Origin of the sequence: Pseudomonas sp. 10(2024) (assembly GCF_045164175.1) — a bacterium.
GTDB lineage: Bacteria > Pseudomonadota > Gammaproteobacteria > Pseudomonadales > Pseudomonadaceae > Aquipseudomonas > Aquipseudomonas alloputida.
This window is the reverse complement of record NZ_CP174006.1, coordinates 949,595-963,300: the sequence shown is the minus strand read 5'-3', so window position 1 is coordinate 963,300 and position 13,706 is coordinate 949,595. Positions and strand designations below refer to the sequence as shown.

At 61.1% G+C, this 13,706-nt stretch carries 16 protein-coding genes and 1 tRNA gene; 4 read left to right on the top strand and 13 right to left on the bottom strand.

Annotated features, from left to right (window positions below; all coding sequences use genetic code 11):
• Window positions 1-23: 23 nt before the first annotated feature.
• From hscB to trmJ, 7 genes are all read right to left on the bottom strand, one after another.
• Window positions 24-545 carry a co-chaperone HscB gene (hscB, locus tag ACI7M0_RS04310; RefSeq protein ID WP_010952065.1) on the bottom strand — a complete coding sequence of 174 codons (522 nt, stop codon included), beginning with the start codon at window positions 543-545 and terminating at the stop codon, window positions 24-26.
• Window positions 546-553: 8 nt separating this feature from the next.
• On the bottom strand, window positions 554-877 hold the full coding sequence (gene iscA, locus ACI7M0_RS04305) for an iron-sulfur cluster assembly protein IscA (RefSeq protein ID WP_003248536.1): 324 nt from the start codon (window positions 875-877) through the stop codon (window positions 554-556).
• Window positions 878-905: 28 nt separating this feature from the next.
• Complete coding sequence (gene iscU / locus ACI7M0_RS04300) at window positions 906-1,292, bottom strand: Fe-S cluster assembly scaffold IscU (RefSeq protein WP_003248539.1); 387 nt, start codon at window positions 1,290-1,292, stop codon at window positions 906-908.
• 46 nt (window positions 1,293-1,338) lie between these two features.
• Window positions 1,339-2,553, bottom strand: coding sequence for an IscS subfamily cysteine desulfurase (locus ACI7M0_RS04295; RefSeq protein WP_003248541.1), 1,215 nt, complete (start codon window positions 2,551-2,553; stop codon window positions 1,339-1,341).
• A 45-nt stretch (window positions 2,554-2,598) separates the two neighbouring features.
• Window positions 2,599-3,090 (bottom strand): Fe-S cluster assembly transcriptional regulator IscR, encoded by a 492-nt coding sequence (gene iscR / locus ACI7M0_RS04290; RefSeq protein ID WP_003248542.1) that lies wholly within the window; start codon window positions 3,088-3,090, stop codon window positions 2,599-2,601.
• Window positions 3,091-3,269: 179 nt separating this feature from the next.
• Window positions 3,270-4,055, bottom strand: a complete 786-nt coding sequence (gene cysE / locus ACI7M0_RS04285; protein ID WP_010952064.1) for a serine O-acetyltransferase — start codon at window positions 4,053-4,055, stop codon at window positions 3,270-3,272.
• Between the two features lie 3 nt (window positions 4,056-4,058).
• Complete coding sequence (gene trmJ, locus ACI7M0_RS04280) at window positions 4,059-4,814, bottom strand: tRNA (cytosine(32)/uridine(32)-2'-O)-methyltransferase TrmJ (RefSeq protein WP_004576300.1); 756 nt, start codon at window positions 4,812-4,814, stop codon at window positions 4,059-4,061.
• A gap of 151 nt (window positions 4,815-4,965) precedes the next feature.
• Between trmJ and suhB the strand changes: the two genes are divergently transcribed.
• Window positions 4,966-5,784 carry an inositol-phosphate phosphatase gene (gene suhB, locus ACI7M0_RS04275; protein ID WP_003248548.1) on the top strand — a complete coding sequence of 273 codons (819 nt, stop codon included), beginning with the start codon at window positions 4,966-4,968 and terminating at the stop codon, window positions 5,782-5,784.
• Window positions 5,785-5,953: 169 nt separating this feature from the next.
• On the opposite strand, the gene ACI7M0_RS04270 is transcribed toward suhB, so the two are convergent.
• From ACI7M0_RS04270 to queA, 6 genes are all read right to left on the bottom strand, one after another.
• Window positions 5,954-6,496 carry a glycine zipper 2TM domain-containing protein gene (locus ACI7M0_RS04270; RefSeq protein ID WP_129932839.1) on the bottom strand — a complete coding sequence of 181 codons (543 nt, stop codon included), beginning with the start codon at window positions 6,494-6,496 and terminating at the stop codon, window positions 5,954-5,956.
• Between the two features lie 118 nt (window positions 6,497-6,614).
• A complete protein-coding gene (secF, locus tag ACI7M0_RS04265) occupies window positions 6,615-7,523 on the bottom strand; it encodes a protein translocase subunit SecF (protein ID WP_010952062.1) in 909 nt (302 codons plus the stop codon).
• A 10-nt stretch (window positions 7,524-7,533) separates the two neighbouring features.
• Window positions 7,534-9,396, bottom strand: a complete 1,863-nt coding sequence (gene secD, locus ACI7M0_RS04260; RefSeq protein WP_020189973.1) for a protein translocase subunit SecD — start codon at window positions 9,394-9,396, stop codon at window positions 7,534-7,536.
• Between the two features lie 63 nt (window positions 9,397-9,459).
• Window positions 9,460-9,795 carry a preprotein translocase subunit YajC gene (gene yajC, locus ACI7M0_RS04255; RefSeq protein ID WP_003248556.1) on the bottom strand — a complete coding sequence of 112 codons (336 nt, stop codon included), beginning with the start codon at window positions 9,793-9,795 and terminating at the stop codon, window positions 9,460-9,462.
• A 42-nt stretch (window positions 9,796-9,837) separates the two neighbouring features.
• Window positions 9,838-10,953: a tRNA guanosine(34) transglycosylase Tgt gene (tgt, locus tag ACI7M0_RS04250; protein ID WP_014589748.1), complete on the bottom strand. Its 1,116-nt coding sequence runs from the start codon at window positions 10,951-10,953 to the stop codon at window positions 9,838-9,840.
• Between the two features lie 14 nt (window positions 10,954-10,967).
• Window positions 10,968-12,017 (bottom strand): tRNA preQ1(34) S-adenosylmethionine ribosyltransferase-isomerase QueA, encoded by a 1,050-nt coding sequence (queA, locus tag ACI7M0_RS04245; RefSeq protein ID WP_004576301.1) that lies wholly within the window; start codon window positions 12,015-12,017, stop codon window positions 10,968-10,970.
• Window positions 12,018-12,122: 105 nt separating this feature from the next.
• Here queA and ACI7M0_RS04240 point away from each other — a divergent pair.
• The 3 genes from ACI7M0_RS04240 (at window position 12,123) to ACI7M0_RS04230 (ending at window position 13,704) form a co-directional block, all read left to right on the top strand.
• Window positions 12,123-12,207, top strand: a tRNA-Leu gene (locus tag ACI7M0_RS04240).
• 261 nt (window positions 12,208-12,468) lie between these two features.
• On the top strand, window positions 12,469-13,116 hold the full coding sequence (locus ACI7M0_RS04235) for a trypsin-like peptidase domain-containing protein (protein ID WP_029615322.1): 648 nt from the start codon (window positions 12,469-12,471) through the stop codon (window positions 13,114-13,116).
• Window positions 13,117-13,224: 108 nt separating this feature from the next.
• Window positions 13,225-13,704 (top strand): GNAT family N-acetyltransferase, encoded by a 480-nt coding sequence (locus ACI7M0_RS04230; protein WP_129932838.1) that lies wholly within the window; start codon window positions 13,225-13,227, stop codon window positions 13,702-13,704.
• Window positions 13,705-13,706 lie beyond the last annotated feature (2 nt).

The window sequence follows — 13,706 nt, the reverse complement described above, 5'->3', positions numbered from 1 at the left end:
TGCCATCACGGGCAGCACCGGGGTTAATCGTCGAGGCGCTCTTCCAGTTGGCGCACTTCTTGGGCGAGCTTGTCGAGGAACTGCATGCGGCGCATCAGGCGTTCAGCCTTGTCGCGCTCGCCCGGGGCATCCCAGCAGCCGGCAAAGTCCTCATTCAGCGTGTCCTGGGCGGCCTTCAGGCGCTTCTTGAACACGCCGACACCGTCAAGGTCGGCTTCATCCTGCAGTTCTTCGAGCTCTTCACGCCACTGCATCTGCTGCAGCAGGAAGTCAGGGTCGTGGACCGTGACCTCCTGGGGCACTTCGTGGCCGCTGATGGCCAGCAGGTAGCGCGCGCGACGCGGCGCACTGCGCAGCGTCTGGTAAGCGTCGTTGAGGGCCGCGGATTTTTCCAGCGCTATACGCTGCTCACGCTCGGAGGCGTCGGCAAAGCGATCAGGATGGACTTCGCGGGCCAGCTCGCGATAGCGAGTGGCCAGCTTGTCGAGATCCAGACGGAAGCTTGGCTGGAGGTCAAACAATGCGTAATGACAAGGAGTACCCACAGCCAGCCTCAAACGTTGAAGCTTTCGCCGCAGCCACACTCACCGCGCACGTTGGGGTTGTTGAACTTGAAGCCTTCGTTCAACCCTTCCTTGACGAAATCCAGTTCGGTGCCATCGAGGTAGACCAGGCTCTTGGGATCGATGATCACCTTGACGCCATGGTTTTCGAACACCTGGTCTTCGTCCGCCAGTTCGTCGACGAATTCCAGCACGTAGGCCAGACCCGAGCAACCGGTGGTGCGCACGCCCAGGCGAATGCCCTCACCTTTGCCGCGCCCGTCGAGGGAGCGGCGAATGTGGTTGGCGGCGGCTTCTGTCATGCTGATAGCCATCAGAACTCCTTACCTTGCAACAGGCGACTTAGATCAAGCCTTTCTTCTGCTTGTAGTCGCGTACGGCTGCCTTGATGGCATCTTCGGCGAGTACCGAGCAGTGGATCTTGACCGGCGGCAACGCCAGCTCTTCGGCCAGTTGGGTATTCTTGATGGTTTCGGCCTCATCCAGGGTCTTGCCCTTCATCCACTCGGTGGCGAGGGAGCTGGAAGCGATGGCCGAACCGCAGCCGTAGGTCTTGAACTTGGCGTCTTCGATAACGCCCTGCTCGTTGACCTTGATCTGCAGACGCATCACGTCACCGCAGGCCGGGGCGCCGACCATGCCGGTGCCGACATCCGGGTCTTCGGCATTCATCTTGCCGACGTTGCGCGGGTTTTCGTAGTGGTCGATGACCTTTTCACTGTATGCCATGGTGCAATTCCTTCCTCATCAGGGAGCCGCTCTTGCCGGCGACTGCTTAGTGGGCGGCCCACTCGATCTTGGAGATGTCAACGCCGTCTTTGTACATATCCCACAGCGGCGACAGCTCACGCAGTTTATTGACGGCCTCGCAGACTTTCTGCGCGGCGTAGTCGACTTCTTCTTCGGTGGTGAAACGGCCGAAGGAGAAGCGGATCGAGCTGTGCGCCAGCTCGTCGTTGCGGCCCAGAGCACGCAGTACGTAGGACGGCTCGAGCGACGCGGAGGTACAGGCCGAACCGGACGATACGGCGATGTCTTTCAGCGACATCAGCAGCGATTCGCCTTCGACGTAGTTGAAGCTCAGGTTCAGGTTGTGCGGTACACGCGCAGTCTGGCTGCCATTGACGTACAGCTCTTCAAGGTTTGAGACCTGCTTGAAGAAGCGGTCGCTCAGGGCCTTGATGCGTGCGTTTTCTGCAACCATTTCCTGCTTGGCAATGGCGAAGGCTTCGCCCATGCCGACGATCTGGTGGGTCGGCAGGGTGCCCGAACGCATGCCGCGCTCATGACCGCCGCCGTGAATGATGGCTTCAAGACGTACACGCGGCTTGCGACTGACGTACAGCGCGCCGATGCCTTTCGGGCCGTAGACCTTGTGCGCCGAGAACGACATCAGGTCGACTTTCAGCTTTTGCAGGTCGATTTCGACCTTGCCGGCCGACTGGGCGGCGTCGACATGGAACAGTACGCCGCGCGAACGGGTCAGTTCACCGATGGCGGCAATGTCGTTGATCGAGCCGACTTCGTTGTTCACATGCATCAGCGAGACCAGGATGGTGTCGTCGCGCAGCACCGCTTCTACCATGGCCGGGGTGACGATGCCGTCTTCGCCTGGTTCCAGGTAAGTGACTTCAAAACCTTCGCGCTCCAGCTGGCGAGCGGTATCCAGGACCGCCTTGTGCTCGATCTTGGAGGTAATGATGTGCTTGCCCTTGGTCTGATAGAAGTGCGCGACACCTTTGAGCGCGAGGTTGTCGGACTCGGTGGCACCGCTGGTCCAGACGATTTCGCGCGGATCGGCGTTGATCAGCTCGGCAACCTGGCGACGACCGTTCTCCACCGCTTCCTCGGCCTTCCAGCCAAAGACGTGGGAGCGCGAGGCCGGGTTACCGAAGTTCCCGTCGACCAGCAGGCAGTCGGCCATCTTCTGGGCCACGCGTGGGTCGACCGGAGTGGTCGCAGAGTAATCAAGGTAGATCGGCAACTTCATTTGTCTCTCCTATCAGGCGGTGGCGTCGCTCGTCGTCCCAGGGGGTCAATCGACGGCAGACGTCTCAATCTTGTCCAGCTGGGCGGTTCGTCCTGCGACACGGCGCAGGTCCTGGCGCTGGGCGACTTCCTGCACATCACGGCGCTTGACGAGGTCGGCCAGGCTTATGCCGCTGAGGAATTCATGGATCTGCTGGCTGAGGTCGCACCACAGGTGGTGGGTCAGGCAGGTATCACCGGCATGGCAGTCCCCGAGCCCCTGGCAACGGGTGGCATCGACCGATTCGTTGACCGCGTCGATAACCTGGGCCACCTGGATGGTTTCCATGCCCCGCGACAGCTGGTAGCCACCGCCTGGACCGCGCACACTGGAAACCAGGCTGCTGCGGCGCAGCTTGGCGAACAGCTGCTCCAGATAAGAGAGGGAAATGCCCTGGCGCTCGGAAATATCGGCCAAAGACACCGGCCCATGCTTCGCGTGCAACGCCAGGTCGAGCATGGCGGTCACGGCGTATCGGCCTTTGGTAGTCAGTCGCATGGCTATTGGGTACCACGGGAGTTTCAGGATGTGTGCGAGTATGCGATTCCCGAGCATTTAAGTCAACTATTAGACCTACTGCTTTAGTCGGGATTGCATCTGGGAGGCGGGCGCGATTGTAGCAGACGAGGGGCGTGAGCACACGCCCCGCATGCCACCATGGCTTCAGTGCGGCGCGATCAATGCGGCTGAGTGTCGCGCTGGGCCACCTGGGCAGCCTCGCTGAAGTCGTCCTCCGGCAAGGCCGGCAGTTCCTTGGCACAATAGTCACTGCCCATCTTGGTCAGCGCGCCACACATACCCTCCAACCGTTCGTCGACGGCCTGCAGGTGATCGAGCATCTGGCCGATGGCCCGCGCTACCGGGTCGGGCATGTCGCCACTGACACCATAGGCGTCGAAGCCGATCTTCTCGGCCATTGCCTTACGCTTGGCTTCGACTTCGGTGTCCTCGCTCTTGACGATGATCCGCCCCGGAATGCCTACCGCGGTAGCCCCGGCCGGTACTGCCTTGGTGACCACCGCATTGGAACCAATCTTGGCGCCGGCGCCGACCGTGAAAGGCCCCAGCACCTTGGCACCCGCCCCTACCACCACGCCGTTCTCCAAGGTGGGGTGGCGCTTGCCCTTGTTCCAGCTGGTGCCACCGAGCGTCACCCCCTGGTACAGGGTGACGTCATCGCCGATCTCGGCGGTTTCGCCAATGACGATGCCCATACCGTGGTCGATGAAAAAGCGCCGGCCAATGGTGGCACCAGGGTGGATTTCGATACCGGTCAGCCAGCGACCGAAGTTCGACACCAGCCGGGCCAGCCATTTGAAATCACGCCTCCACAGGGCATTGCCCAGGCGGTGCAGCCAGATGGCATGCATGCCGGGGTAGCAGGTGAGCACCTCAAAGGCATTGCGTGCAGCCGGGTCACGGTGGAATACGCTTTGAATATCTTCACGCAGGCGTTCGAACATCTGTCAGTCCTTCCGTTTATGCGGCTCGCCCCGGACCACTTTCTGGGTCTCGGTGAGGATGCCGCGCAAAATGCTCATTTCCGAACGCTCGACCGCCACCCGCCCATACAGCCGGCGCAAGCGCGGCATCAGGTGCTTGGGCTTTTCGGGGTCGAGGAAGCCGATGCCCACCAGGGTTTTCTCCAGGTGGTCGTAGAACAGCTCCATTTCATCCATGGTCGCCAGCTCAGCGGCGTCAACCTTCTCGACTTTGCCCGGTGCTTCACCGGCAGCCAGCCAGGCCATGCGCACCTCGTAGGAGAGCACCTGCACGGCAGCCGCCAGGTTCAGCGAGCTGAAGTCGGGGTTGGAGGGAATGTGCACGTGGAAGTGACATCGCTGCAGTTCTTCGTTGGTCAGGCCGGCGTGCTCGCGCCCGAACACCAGGGCGATTTCCTCGCCGCCATTGGCATGCTCCACCGCCTTGGCACCGCATTCACGCGGGCCGATCAACGGCCAGGGAATGCTGCGCTCGCGGGCGCTGGTGCCCATCACCAGGTTGCAGCCGACCAGCGCCTGTTCGAGGCTGTCGACCACCTGGGCGTTATCCAGCACATCGTCGGCGCCCGAAGCACGGGCACTGGCATCCACGGCGGGGAATTCTTTCGGCTGCACCAGCACCAGACGCGACAAGCCCATGTTTTTCATGGCACGCGCAGCGCCGCCGATGTTGCCGGGGTGGCTGGTATTGACCAGAACAACACGAATATTTTGCAGCAAGGTGTTGTGCTCACAGATGCAGGAATCAGGGCCTTCGATCTTACAGAACCGACAGACGTAACGCCATGAAAGCAAATGTGACACTTCTGCCGCCAAAGTTTTCTGCTAGAATGATCGGCTTTCTTCTTTAACATCTCCAGGTGACCCGCCCATGCAGCCTATGCTGAATATCGCCCTGCGCGCCGCTCGCAGCGCCAGTGAACTGATTTTCCGCTCCATCGAACGCCTGGATAGCATCAAGGTCGATGAGAAAGAGGCCAAGGACTACGTTTCCGAAGTCGATCGCGCCGCCGAGCAGAGCATCGTCAACGCCCTGCGCAAGGCCTACCCGAACCACTCCATCCAGGGCGAGGAAACCGGCCTGCACGCGGGTAGCGGCGAAGAAGGCAAAGATTACCTGTGGATCATCGATCCGCTGGACGGCACCACCAACTTCCTGCGCGGCATCCCGCACTTCGCCGTCAGCATCGCCTGCAAATACCGCGGCCGCCTTGAGCACGCCGTGATCGTCGACCCGGTTCGCCAGGAAGAATTCACCGCCAGCCGTGGCCGTGGCGCCCAACTCAATGGCCGCCGCCTGCGCGTCAGCTCGCGCACAAGCCTGGAAGGCGCCCTGCTGGGCACCGGCTTCCCGTTCCGTGATGGCCAGATGGCGGACATGGACAACTACCTGGGCATGTTCCGCGCCTTGACCGGCCAGACCGCCGGCATCCGCCGCGCCGGCTCCGCCAGCCTGGACCTGGCCTATGTGGCTGCTGGCCGCTTCGACGCCTTCTGGGAGTCGGGCCTGTCCGAATGGGACATGGCAGCTGGCGTACTGCTGATCCAGGAAGCCGGTGGCTTGGTGAGCGACTTCAACGGCGGCCACGACTTCCTCGACAAAGGTCACATCGTTGCAGGCAACATCAAGTGCTTCAAGGCGGTACTGACTGCCATCCAGCCGCACCTGCCAGAAAGCATGAAGCGCTAAGCGCAGATTGCCGGCAAACAAAAAGCACCTCTTGAGGTGCTTTTTTTGTGCTTGGTGGTTTTGCGTGGCCTGTGCCGGCCTCTTCGCGGGTAAACCCGCTCCTACATGGATCGCATTGCCCCTGTAGGAGCGGGTTTACCCGCGAAGAGGCCCGTACAGACAACGCAAATTACTGCCCAGTCTCGCTCAGGATCAACTTGCCATTCTTGTCCAACGGAATGGTCGACCCCGGTTCGCGATCCATCTTCACCTTGCCTACCTGATCACCGATGGAATAGGTCACGTTGTAGCCCACCACCTTCTCACTGATGTCGTTGACCGTGTTGCAGCGGGTTTGCGTGGTTGTGTAGGTATCACGCTCCTGCATGCCTTCCTGCACCTTGTTACCCGCATAACCACCACCGACCGCACCGGCCACCGTGGCAATCTTCTTGCCGGTACCGCCACCAATCTGGTTACCCAACAGACCACCTGCCAACGCACCGACCACGGTACCGGCAATCTGGTGTTGATCCTTGACCGGCGCCTGGCGCGTCACAGTCACGTCCTTGCAAACTTCACGCGGGGTTTTCACCTGCTGCTTGATCGGCTGCACGTCAGTCACCTGGGCGACTTCGGGGCCTTTGTTCACCAAGCTGTAGGTCGCCACAGCACCTCCGGCAGTTACACCGACAGCACCCAGCACCGCACCCACCAGCATTGATTTATTCACGTGAACCTCCTGATCGTACCAGCGGGTGTGAACCCGCGCTTCTCCCAGCCTTGGAGCAAAAAAAAAGGCGCGAGTTCAACACTCGCGCCTTTTCATCGCCAAACGGCGCAGGAAAAACCTACGGACGTTCGTCCACACCTTCGGCCTTGACCGGCGGAATGAGATCCTCGCTGCTCAGGTTCAGCCAGATCAGTACCACGTTGGCGATATAGATCGACGAGTAGGTACCGGCCATGACACCAATGAACAGAGCCAACGAGAAACCGAACAGGTTGTCACCCCCGAAGAACAGCAGCGCGGCAATGGCCAGCAAGGTCGAAACCGAAGTGGCGACGGTACGCAGCAGGGTCTGGGTGGTGGATACGTTGATGTTCTCGATCAACGAGGCCTTGCGCATGACGCGGAAGTTTTCACGTACCCGGTCGAACACAACGATGGTGTCGTTCAGCGAGTAACCGATGATCGCCAGCACCGCCGCCAGCACCGTCAGGTCGAAGGTGATCTGGAAGAACGACAGGATACCCAGCGTTACCACCACGTCGTGGATCAGCGAAACGATCGCCCCCACGGCGAACTTCCACTGGAAACGGAACGCCAGGTAGATGAGGATGCCGCCCAAGGCCAGCAACATGCCTATGCCACCCTGGTCACGCAGCTCTTCACCCACCTGAGGGCCGACGAACTCGACACGCTTGACCTTCGCCGGGTTGTCACCTCCGGCCTTCTGCAGGGCTTCAGCTACCTTGTTACCCAGCATGGGATCGTCGCCAGGCATGCGCACAAGCAGGTCAGTGGTAGCACCGAAGCTCTGCACCACGGCCTCGTTGAAGCCGGATTCGACCAACTCGGCACGCACAGCCTTGACGTCGGCCGGGCGCTCGTAGGTCAGCTCGATCAGCGTGCCCCCGGTGAAGTCCAGCCCGAAGTTCAGGCCCTTTTGCCACCAGCTGAACAGCGCCAACACGGTGAGGAGCACGGTGACGGCGAACGCGACATTGCGCACGCCCATGAAATTGATGGTTTTCATCGCAGCTCCCTCAAACCCACAGCTTCTTGATGTCACGCCCGCCACAGGTCAGGTTGACCAATGCACGGGTCACCATGATGGCAGTGAACATCGAGGTGAAAATCCCGAGGGACATGGTGACCGCAAAGCCTTTGACCGGGCCGGTACCCATGGCAAACAGGATGCCGCCGACCAACAGGGTGGTCAGGTTGGCGTCGACGATTGCCGAGTAGGCGCGATTGAAGCCTTCGTGGATGGCGCGCTGCACCGACATGCCAGCCGCGATTTCTTCGCGAATACGCGAGAAGATCAGCACGTTGGCGTCCACCGCCATACCCATGGTCAACACGATGCCGGCAATACCCGGCAGGGTCAGGGTCGCCCCCAGCAGCGACATCAACGCCAGCAGCAGCACCATGTTGCCCGCCAGGGCGATGGTGGCCAGCACGCCGAAGGCGCGGTAGATGGCGATGATGAACAGCGAGACGAACAGCATGCCCCACAGCGACGCGTTGATACCCTTGGTGATGTTATCGGCACCCAGGCTTGGGCCAATGGTACGTTCTTCAGCGAAGTACATCGGCGCGGCCAGACCACCGGCACGCAGCAGCAATGCCAGTTCCGACGATTCACCCTGGCCGTTCAGGCCGGTGATGCGGAACTGGCTGCCCAGCGGCGACTGGATGGTCGCCAGGCTGATGATTTTCTTCTCTTCGACGAAGCTTTGTACGGCAACGTCCTTCTCGACGCCCCCGACAGTCTGCTTGACGTAACGGGTGACTGGCTTCTGCTCGATGAAGATCACCGCCATGCTACGGCCAACGTTGCTGCGCGTTGCGCGGCTCATCAGCTCGCCACCGTGACCATCCAGACGGATGTTCACCTGCGGGCTACCATGCTCGTCAAAACTGGCCTGGGCGTCGGTGACCTGGTCACCGGTGATGATCAGGCCCCGCTCGACTGCGGCGGAGCGGCCGCCCTCACGGAACTCGAACACCTCGGTAGTGGCTTTGGAGGCACCTGGTTCAGCACCGAAGCGGAACTCCAGGTTGGCCGTTTTACCGAGGATACGCTTGGCTTCGGCAGTGTCCTGCACGCCAGGCAGCTCGACCACGATACGGTTGGCGCCCTGGCGCTGTACCAGGGGCTCTGCCACACCCAGCTCGTTCACGCGGTTGCGTACGGTGGTGAGGTTCTGCTTGATCGAGTATTCGCGGATCTCGGCGACTTTCGCCTGGGTCAGCGCCAGACGCAGCACCGCAAGCTCGTTGCGCTCGGTGGTGGTCAGGTCGAAATCATTGAAATTCTTGCGGATCAGGGCACGTGCCTGTTCGCGGGTGGCATCGTCAGCGAAGCCCAGCATGATGCCGCCATCCTGCTGAGGCAGGCTGCGGTAGCGGACGCGCTCTTTGCGCAGCAAGGTCTTGACCTCGCCTTCGTAGACTTTCATGCGGGCAGTCATGGCCTTGTCCATGTCCACTTCCAGCAGGAAGTGCACACCACCAGACAGGTCCAGGCCCAGTTTCATCGGGCTTGCGCCCAGGTTGCGCAGCCATTGCGGGGTAGTCTGGGCCAGGTTCAGGGCCACGACGTAATCATCGCCCAGTGCCTTGCGCACGACATCCTTGGCTGGCAACTGGTCTTCCTGATTGGTCAGGCGGATCAGCCCGCTGCCCTTTTCACCCAGGCTTGCGCCCTTGACAGCGATCTTGGCATCGACCAGCGCCTTGCTGACGCGATCGAGGTCGGCCTGATTCACCTGCAGCGCCGAGCTGGCACCGCTGATCTGTACCGCCGGGTCATCCGGGTAGAGGTTGGGAGCGGAATAAATGAAACCGACCACCAGTACCAGCACGATCAGTGCATATTTCCACAGAGGATATTTGTTCAGCATCACGCCGCCCGTTCAAGACGCGGGGCGCGTTGCGCGCCCCGACTGGAAAATAAAACCGGTAACTCAGATAGCCTTGAGCGTACCTTTTGGCAGGGTCGCAGCAATGGCACCCTTCTGGAACTTCAGTTCGACAGTGTCGGACACTTCCAGCACCACGAAGTCATCGGAAACCTTGACGATCTTGCCGGCGATGCCGCCGTTAGTGACAACTTCGTCACCTTTCTGCAAGTTGCTCAGCAGGTTCTTCTGCTCTTTTGCGCGCTTGGCCTGCGGGCGCCAGATCATCAGGTAGAAGATGACCAGGAAACCGACCAGGAAAATCCACTCGAAGCCGGTACCGGCTGGGCCAGCGGCAGGTGCTGCAGCGTCCGCGTATGCGGCGGGGATGAAGAAGCTCATTGGGCACTCCTAATGTAATTTTCTAATAATGGATGCGGACAGTCAGTCCAAGGGCGGTACAGGAAGCCCGCGCTTGGCGTAGAAGGCGTCGACAAAGGCGGCCAATTTACCCTGTTGAATAGCCTCGCGTAAACCGGCCATCAAGCGCTGATAATGGCGCAAGTTGTGGATGGTATTCAGCATGCTGCTCAGCATTTCGCCGCATTTGTCCAGATGATGGAGATAGGCGCGCGAGAAGTTGGTGCAGGTATAGCAGTCACAGGTCGGATCCAGCGGCGATTCATCGTGACGATGGAACGCATTGCGGATCTTGATCACCCCTGTATCGACGAACAGATGACCGTTGCGCGCGTTACGCGTCGGCATCACGCAGTCGAACATGTCGACGCCGCGGCGCACACCCTCAACGAGATCTTCCGGTTTGCCTACCCCCATAAGGTAACGAGGTTTGTCAGCAGGCATCTGGCCCGGCAGGTAATCCAGCACCTTGATCATCTCGTGCTTGGGCTCGCCCACCGACAGGCCGCCAATGGCCAGGCCGTCGAAACCGATGTTTTCCAGGCCTTCCAGCGAGCGCATGCGCAGGTCCTGGTACATGCCGCCCTGGACAATGCCGAACAGCGCTGCGGTGTTGTCGGCATGGGCGTTCTTCGAGCGCTGGGCCCAGCGCAGCGACAGTTCCATGGAGGTGCGTGCCACATCGTGCTCGGCCGGGTACGGGGTGCACTCGTCGAAGATCATTACCACGTCCGAGCCCAGGTCACGCTGAACCTGCATCGACTCTTCCGGGCCCATGAACACCTTGGAACCATCGACCGGCGATGCGAAGGTCACGCCCTCTTCCTTGATCTTGCGCATGGCACCCAGGCTGAATACCTGGAAACCACCTGAGTCGGTGAGGATCGGGCCTTTCCACTGCATGAAATCGTGCAGGCCGTTGTGCTTCTTGATCACCTCGGTGCCCGGACGCAGCCACAGATGGAAGGTGTTGCCGAGGATCATCTCGGCGCCGATGGCCTCGATATCGCGTGGCAGCATGCCCTTGACCGTGCCATAGGTACCCACCGGCATGAATGCCGGGGTTTCCACGGTGCCACGTGGGAAGGTGATGCGACCACGACGGGCCTTGCCGTCGGTGGCCAGCAGTTCGAAGGACATTCGACAGGTGCGACTCATGCTTGATCCTCGGGCCCGCGTGGCGCCGGATTGCGGGTGATGAACATGGCATCACCGTAACTGAAGAAGCGGTACCCGTGCTCGACCGCCGCTGCGTAGGCAGCCATGGTCTCGGGGTAGCCGGCGAAAGCCGAGACCAGCATCAGCAGCGTGGACTCCGGCAGATGGAAGTTGGTGACCAGGGCGTCGACCACATGGAACGGCCGGCCCGGGTAGATGAAGATGTCGGTGTCGCCACTGAAGGCCTTGAGCACGCCATCACGCGCGGCGCTTTCCAGCGAACGCACACTGGTGGTGCCAACCGCAATCACCCGCCCACCACGGGCCCGGCAGGCCTCGATGGCATCGACCACATCCTGGCCCACTTCGAGCCACTCTTTATGCATGTGGTGGTCTTCGATCTTGTCGACCCGCACCGGCTGGAAGGTGCCGGCGCCCACATGCAGGGTGACGAAGGCGCGCTCGACGCCCTTGTCGGCGATCTTTTCCAGCAGCGCCTCGTCGAAGTGCAGGCCTGCGGTAGGCGCGGCAACCGCGCCGGCGCGCTGGGCGTACACGGTCTGGTAGCGCTCACGGTCGGCGCCCTCGTCCGGGCGGTCGATATAGGGCGGCAGCGGCATATGGCCGACACGGTCGAGCAACGGCAGCACCTCTTCGGTGAAGCGAAGCTCGAACAGCGTGTCATGGCGCGCGACCATTTCGGCCTCGCCACCGCCATCGATGAGGATGACCGCGCCTACCTTGGGCGCCTTGCTGGCACGCACATGGGCCAGCACCCGGTGGCTGTCGAGTACGCGCTCGACCAGTACCTCCAGCTTGCCGCCGGAGGCTTTCTGGCCAAACAACCGCGCCGGGATCACCCGGGTGTTGTTGAACACCATCAGGTCGCCGGGGCGCAGATAGTCGAGCAAGTCGGGGAATTGCCGGTGCGCCAGCGCGCCGGTAGGCCCATCGAGCACCAGCAGACGGCTGCCATGGCGCTCGGCCAACGGGTGGCGGGCGATCAGGGAATCAGGGAGTTCGAAGGAAAAATCGGCGACGCGCATGATGATGTTCGGTTCGGCAGGGCCGGGAAGTTTAGCCCAATGTGTGAAAATTGACCATGAAAGCCGATTGACCGACCAGCGGCACCTCTTTATACTGCGCGCCACGCCCTGATGGCGGAATTGGTAGACGCGGCGGATTCAAAATCCGTTTTCGAAAGGAGTGGGAGTTCGAGTCTCCCTCGGGGCACCAAATCCGGAAAAAACCGACCTTACGGTCGGTTTTTTTGTGCCTGCGATTCACGCACGTCGTTGACGCCGCCCCCCTGACTCCCGCGCCTCCCCCCATACCTGCATTCTATTGGCCGCGCCTTGCGCTAGCACTTAAGCTGTCATTCGTCAGATATATTCCGAAAGTATTGTTAGCGTAATGGCACTTCGCCATAGTGGCGCTCCCCTTTCTCCACGCAATGTGTGTCCCATGAAAACAATCGCGCCCTGCATGGCGGCAATGATGCTGCTCAGTGGGTGCAATGGAGTGCCAACGTCGTACGTTTCAGATCCCGTCTACAGCCAGGCGTTCGTGGTTACCTCAGGTGCCCCGCTGCCCATGTTGCTGATGGCCAGCGCCATCCAGTGGAACGAGGATTACGCAGTCACCGCCAAACACACCCCCTTCCTGCGCAACGTGGTCCACGAGGGCCTGGGTGACGTGGTGTTCTTCAAGCACAAGGCCAGTAACGTGCCGCACTGGCGCCAGTACGTGCCGGGGGAGGCAGTGACGGCGGTGGGTTTCAACAGTTTCATGATGCCGATGCAGGGCAAGGGCCATGCCCTGTCATCGCTGGTACGGCTTGAAGGTACGCCTGGCAGTGTCTTCTACTCAGTACATGACGGCCCGATCACCAAGGGCATGTCGGGTGGGCCTGTGTTTGCAGATGACGGCAAGGTGGTAGGCATCAACGTCGCCATAATTCCCACCAGCGAGATCGACGCCGGCAAGCGCCCGGACCTGGCGGGCAAGGCGCGCATCAGCGTATTCATGTCATTCAACGAGATCGACAAGGAATGGCGGCGCTATCAGTACCTGTTGGCGCACAAGGCCAAGCCGAGGGCGCCAGCTGCGGTCAAAGGCTACGTGGCGGTGGCCGCCAAGCCGTGAATCGGGGCGCTGTTTTGGATGGAAAGCGGCCTATGATGTGAGGCTGATGGCCTCTTCGCGGGTAAACCCGCGAAGAGGCCCTGCCAGCCAACGCGAGAAGGACCTGCCATGCACCTGACCCACCGCCCCATCCGGCCAGAAGACATCCCCGTTATCTGCAGCTTCCCGCAGAGCCCGGACGAACTGTTCTACATGTTCCCCAAAGCCACCTACCCCCTCACCCCCAACCAACTGAGCGACGCCATAGCCCAACGCAGCGGCTCCACGGTAGTGGAAGGTGACGGCGCTGTCCTGGCCTTCGCCAATTTCTACAAAGCCGAACATGGCGGCCTATGTGCCCTGGGCAACGTAGTGGTGGCCCCCGGCGCCCGCGGCCTTGGTGTAGCGCGTTATCTGGTAACGGCAATGATCGACCTCGCCCGCCAGCAGTACAGCGCCCGGGAGGTCTGGGTGTCATGTTTCAATCACAACACCGCCGGCCTGCTGCTTTACCCACAGCTGGGCTTCACACCGTTCGGCATCGAGGAGCGGCAGGCGTGGGACGGCACGCGGGTAGCGTTGGTGCAGATGAAGCAAATACTGACTTAACC

Bases quoted from the DNA above. Each gene is read 5' to 3' on its own strand.
- iscR (WP_003248542.1), bottom strand. From the start codon at position 3,090: ATGCGACTGACTACCAAAGGCCGATACGCCGTGACCGCCATGCTCGAC.
- suhB (WP_003248548.1), top strand. From the start codon at position 4,966: ATGCAGCCTATGCTGAATATCGCCCTGCGCGCCGCTCGCAGCGCCAGT.
- tgt (WP_014589748.1), bottom strand. From the start codon at position 10,953: ATGTCCTTCGAACTGCTGGCCACCGACGGCAAGGCCCGTCGTGGTCGC.
- secF (WP_010952062.1), bottom strand. From the start codon at position 7,523: ATGAAAACCATCAATTTCATGGGCGTGCGCAATGTCGCGTTCGCCGTC.
- ACI7M0_RS04295 (WP_003248541.1), bottom strand. From the start codon at position 2,553: ATGAAGTTGCCGATCTACCTTGATTACTCTGCGACCACTCCGGTCGAC.
- iscU (WP_003248539.1), bottom strand. From the start codon at position 1,292: ATGGCATACAGTGAAAAGGTCATCGACCACTACGAAAACCCGCGCAAC.
- yajC (WP_003248556.1), bottom strand. From the start codon at position 9,795: ATGAGCTTCTTCATCCCCGCCGCATACGCGGACGCTGCAGCACCTGCC.
- cysE (WP_010952064.1), bottom strand. From the start codon at position 4,055: ATGTTCGAACGCCTGCGTGAAGATATTCAAAGCGTATTCCACCGTGAC.
- queA (WP_004576301.1), bottom strand. From the start codon at position 12,017: ATGCGCGTCGCCGATTTTTCCTTCGAACTCCCTGATTCCCTGATCGCC.
- secD (WP_020189973.1), bottom strand. From the start codon at position 9,396: ATGCTGAACAAATATCCTCTGTGGAAATATGCACTGATCGTGCTGGTA.
- ACI7M0_RS04230 (WP_129932838.1), top strand. From the start codon at position 13,225: ATGCACCTGACCCACCGCCCCATCCGGCCAGAAGACATCCCCGTTATC.
- ACI7M0_RS04235 (WP_029615322.1), top strand. From the start codon at position 12,469: ATGCTGCTCAGTGGGTGCAATGGAGTGCCAACGTCGTACGTTTCAGAT.
- iscA (WP_003248536.1), bottom strand. From the start codon at position 877: ATGGCTATCAGCATGACAGAAGCCGCCGCCAACCACATTCGCCGCTCC.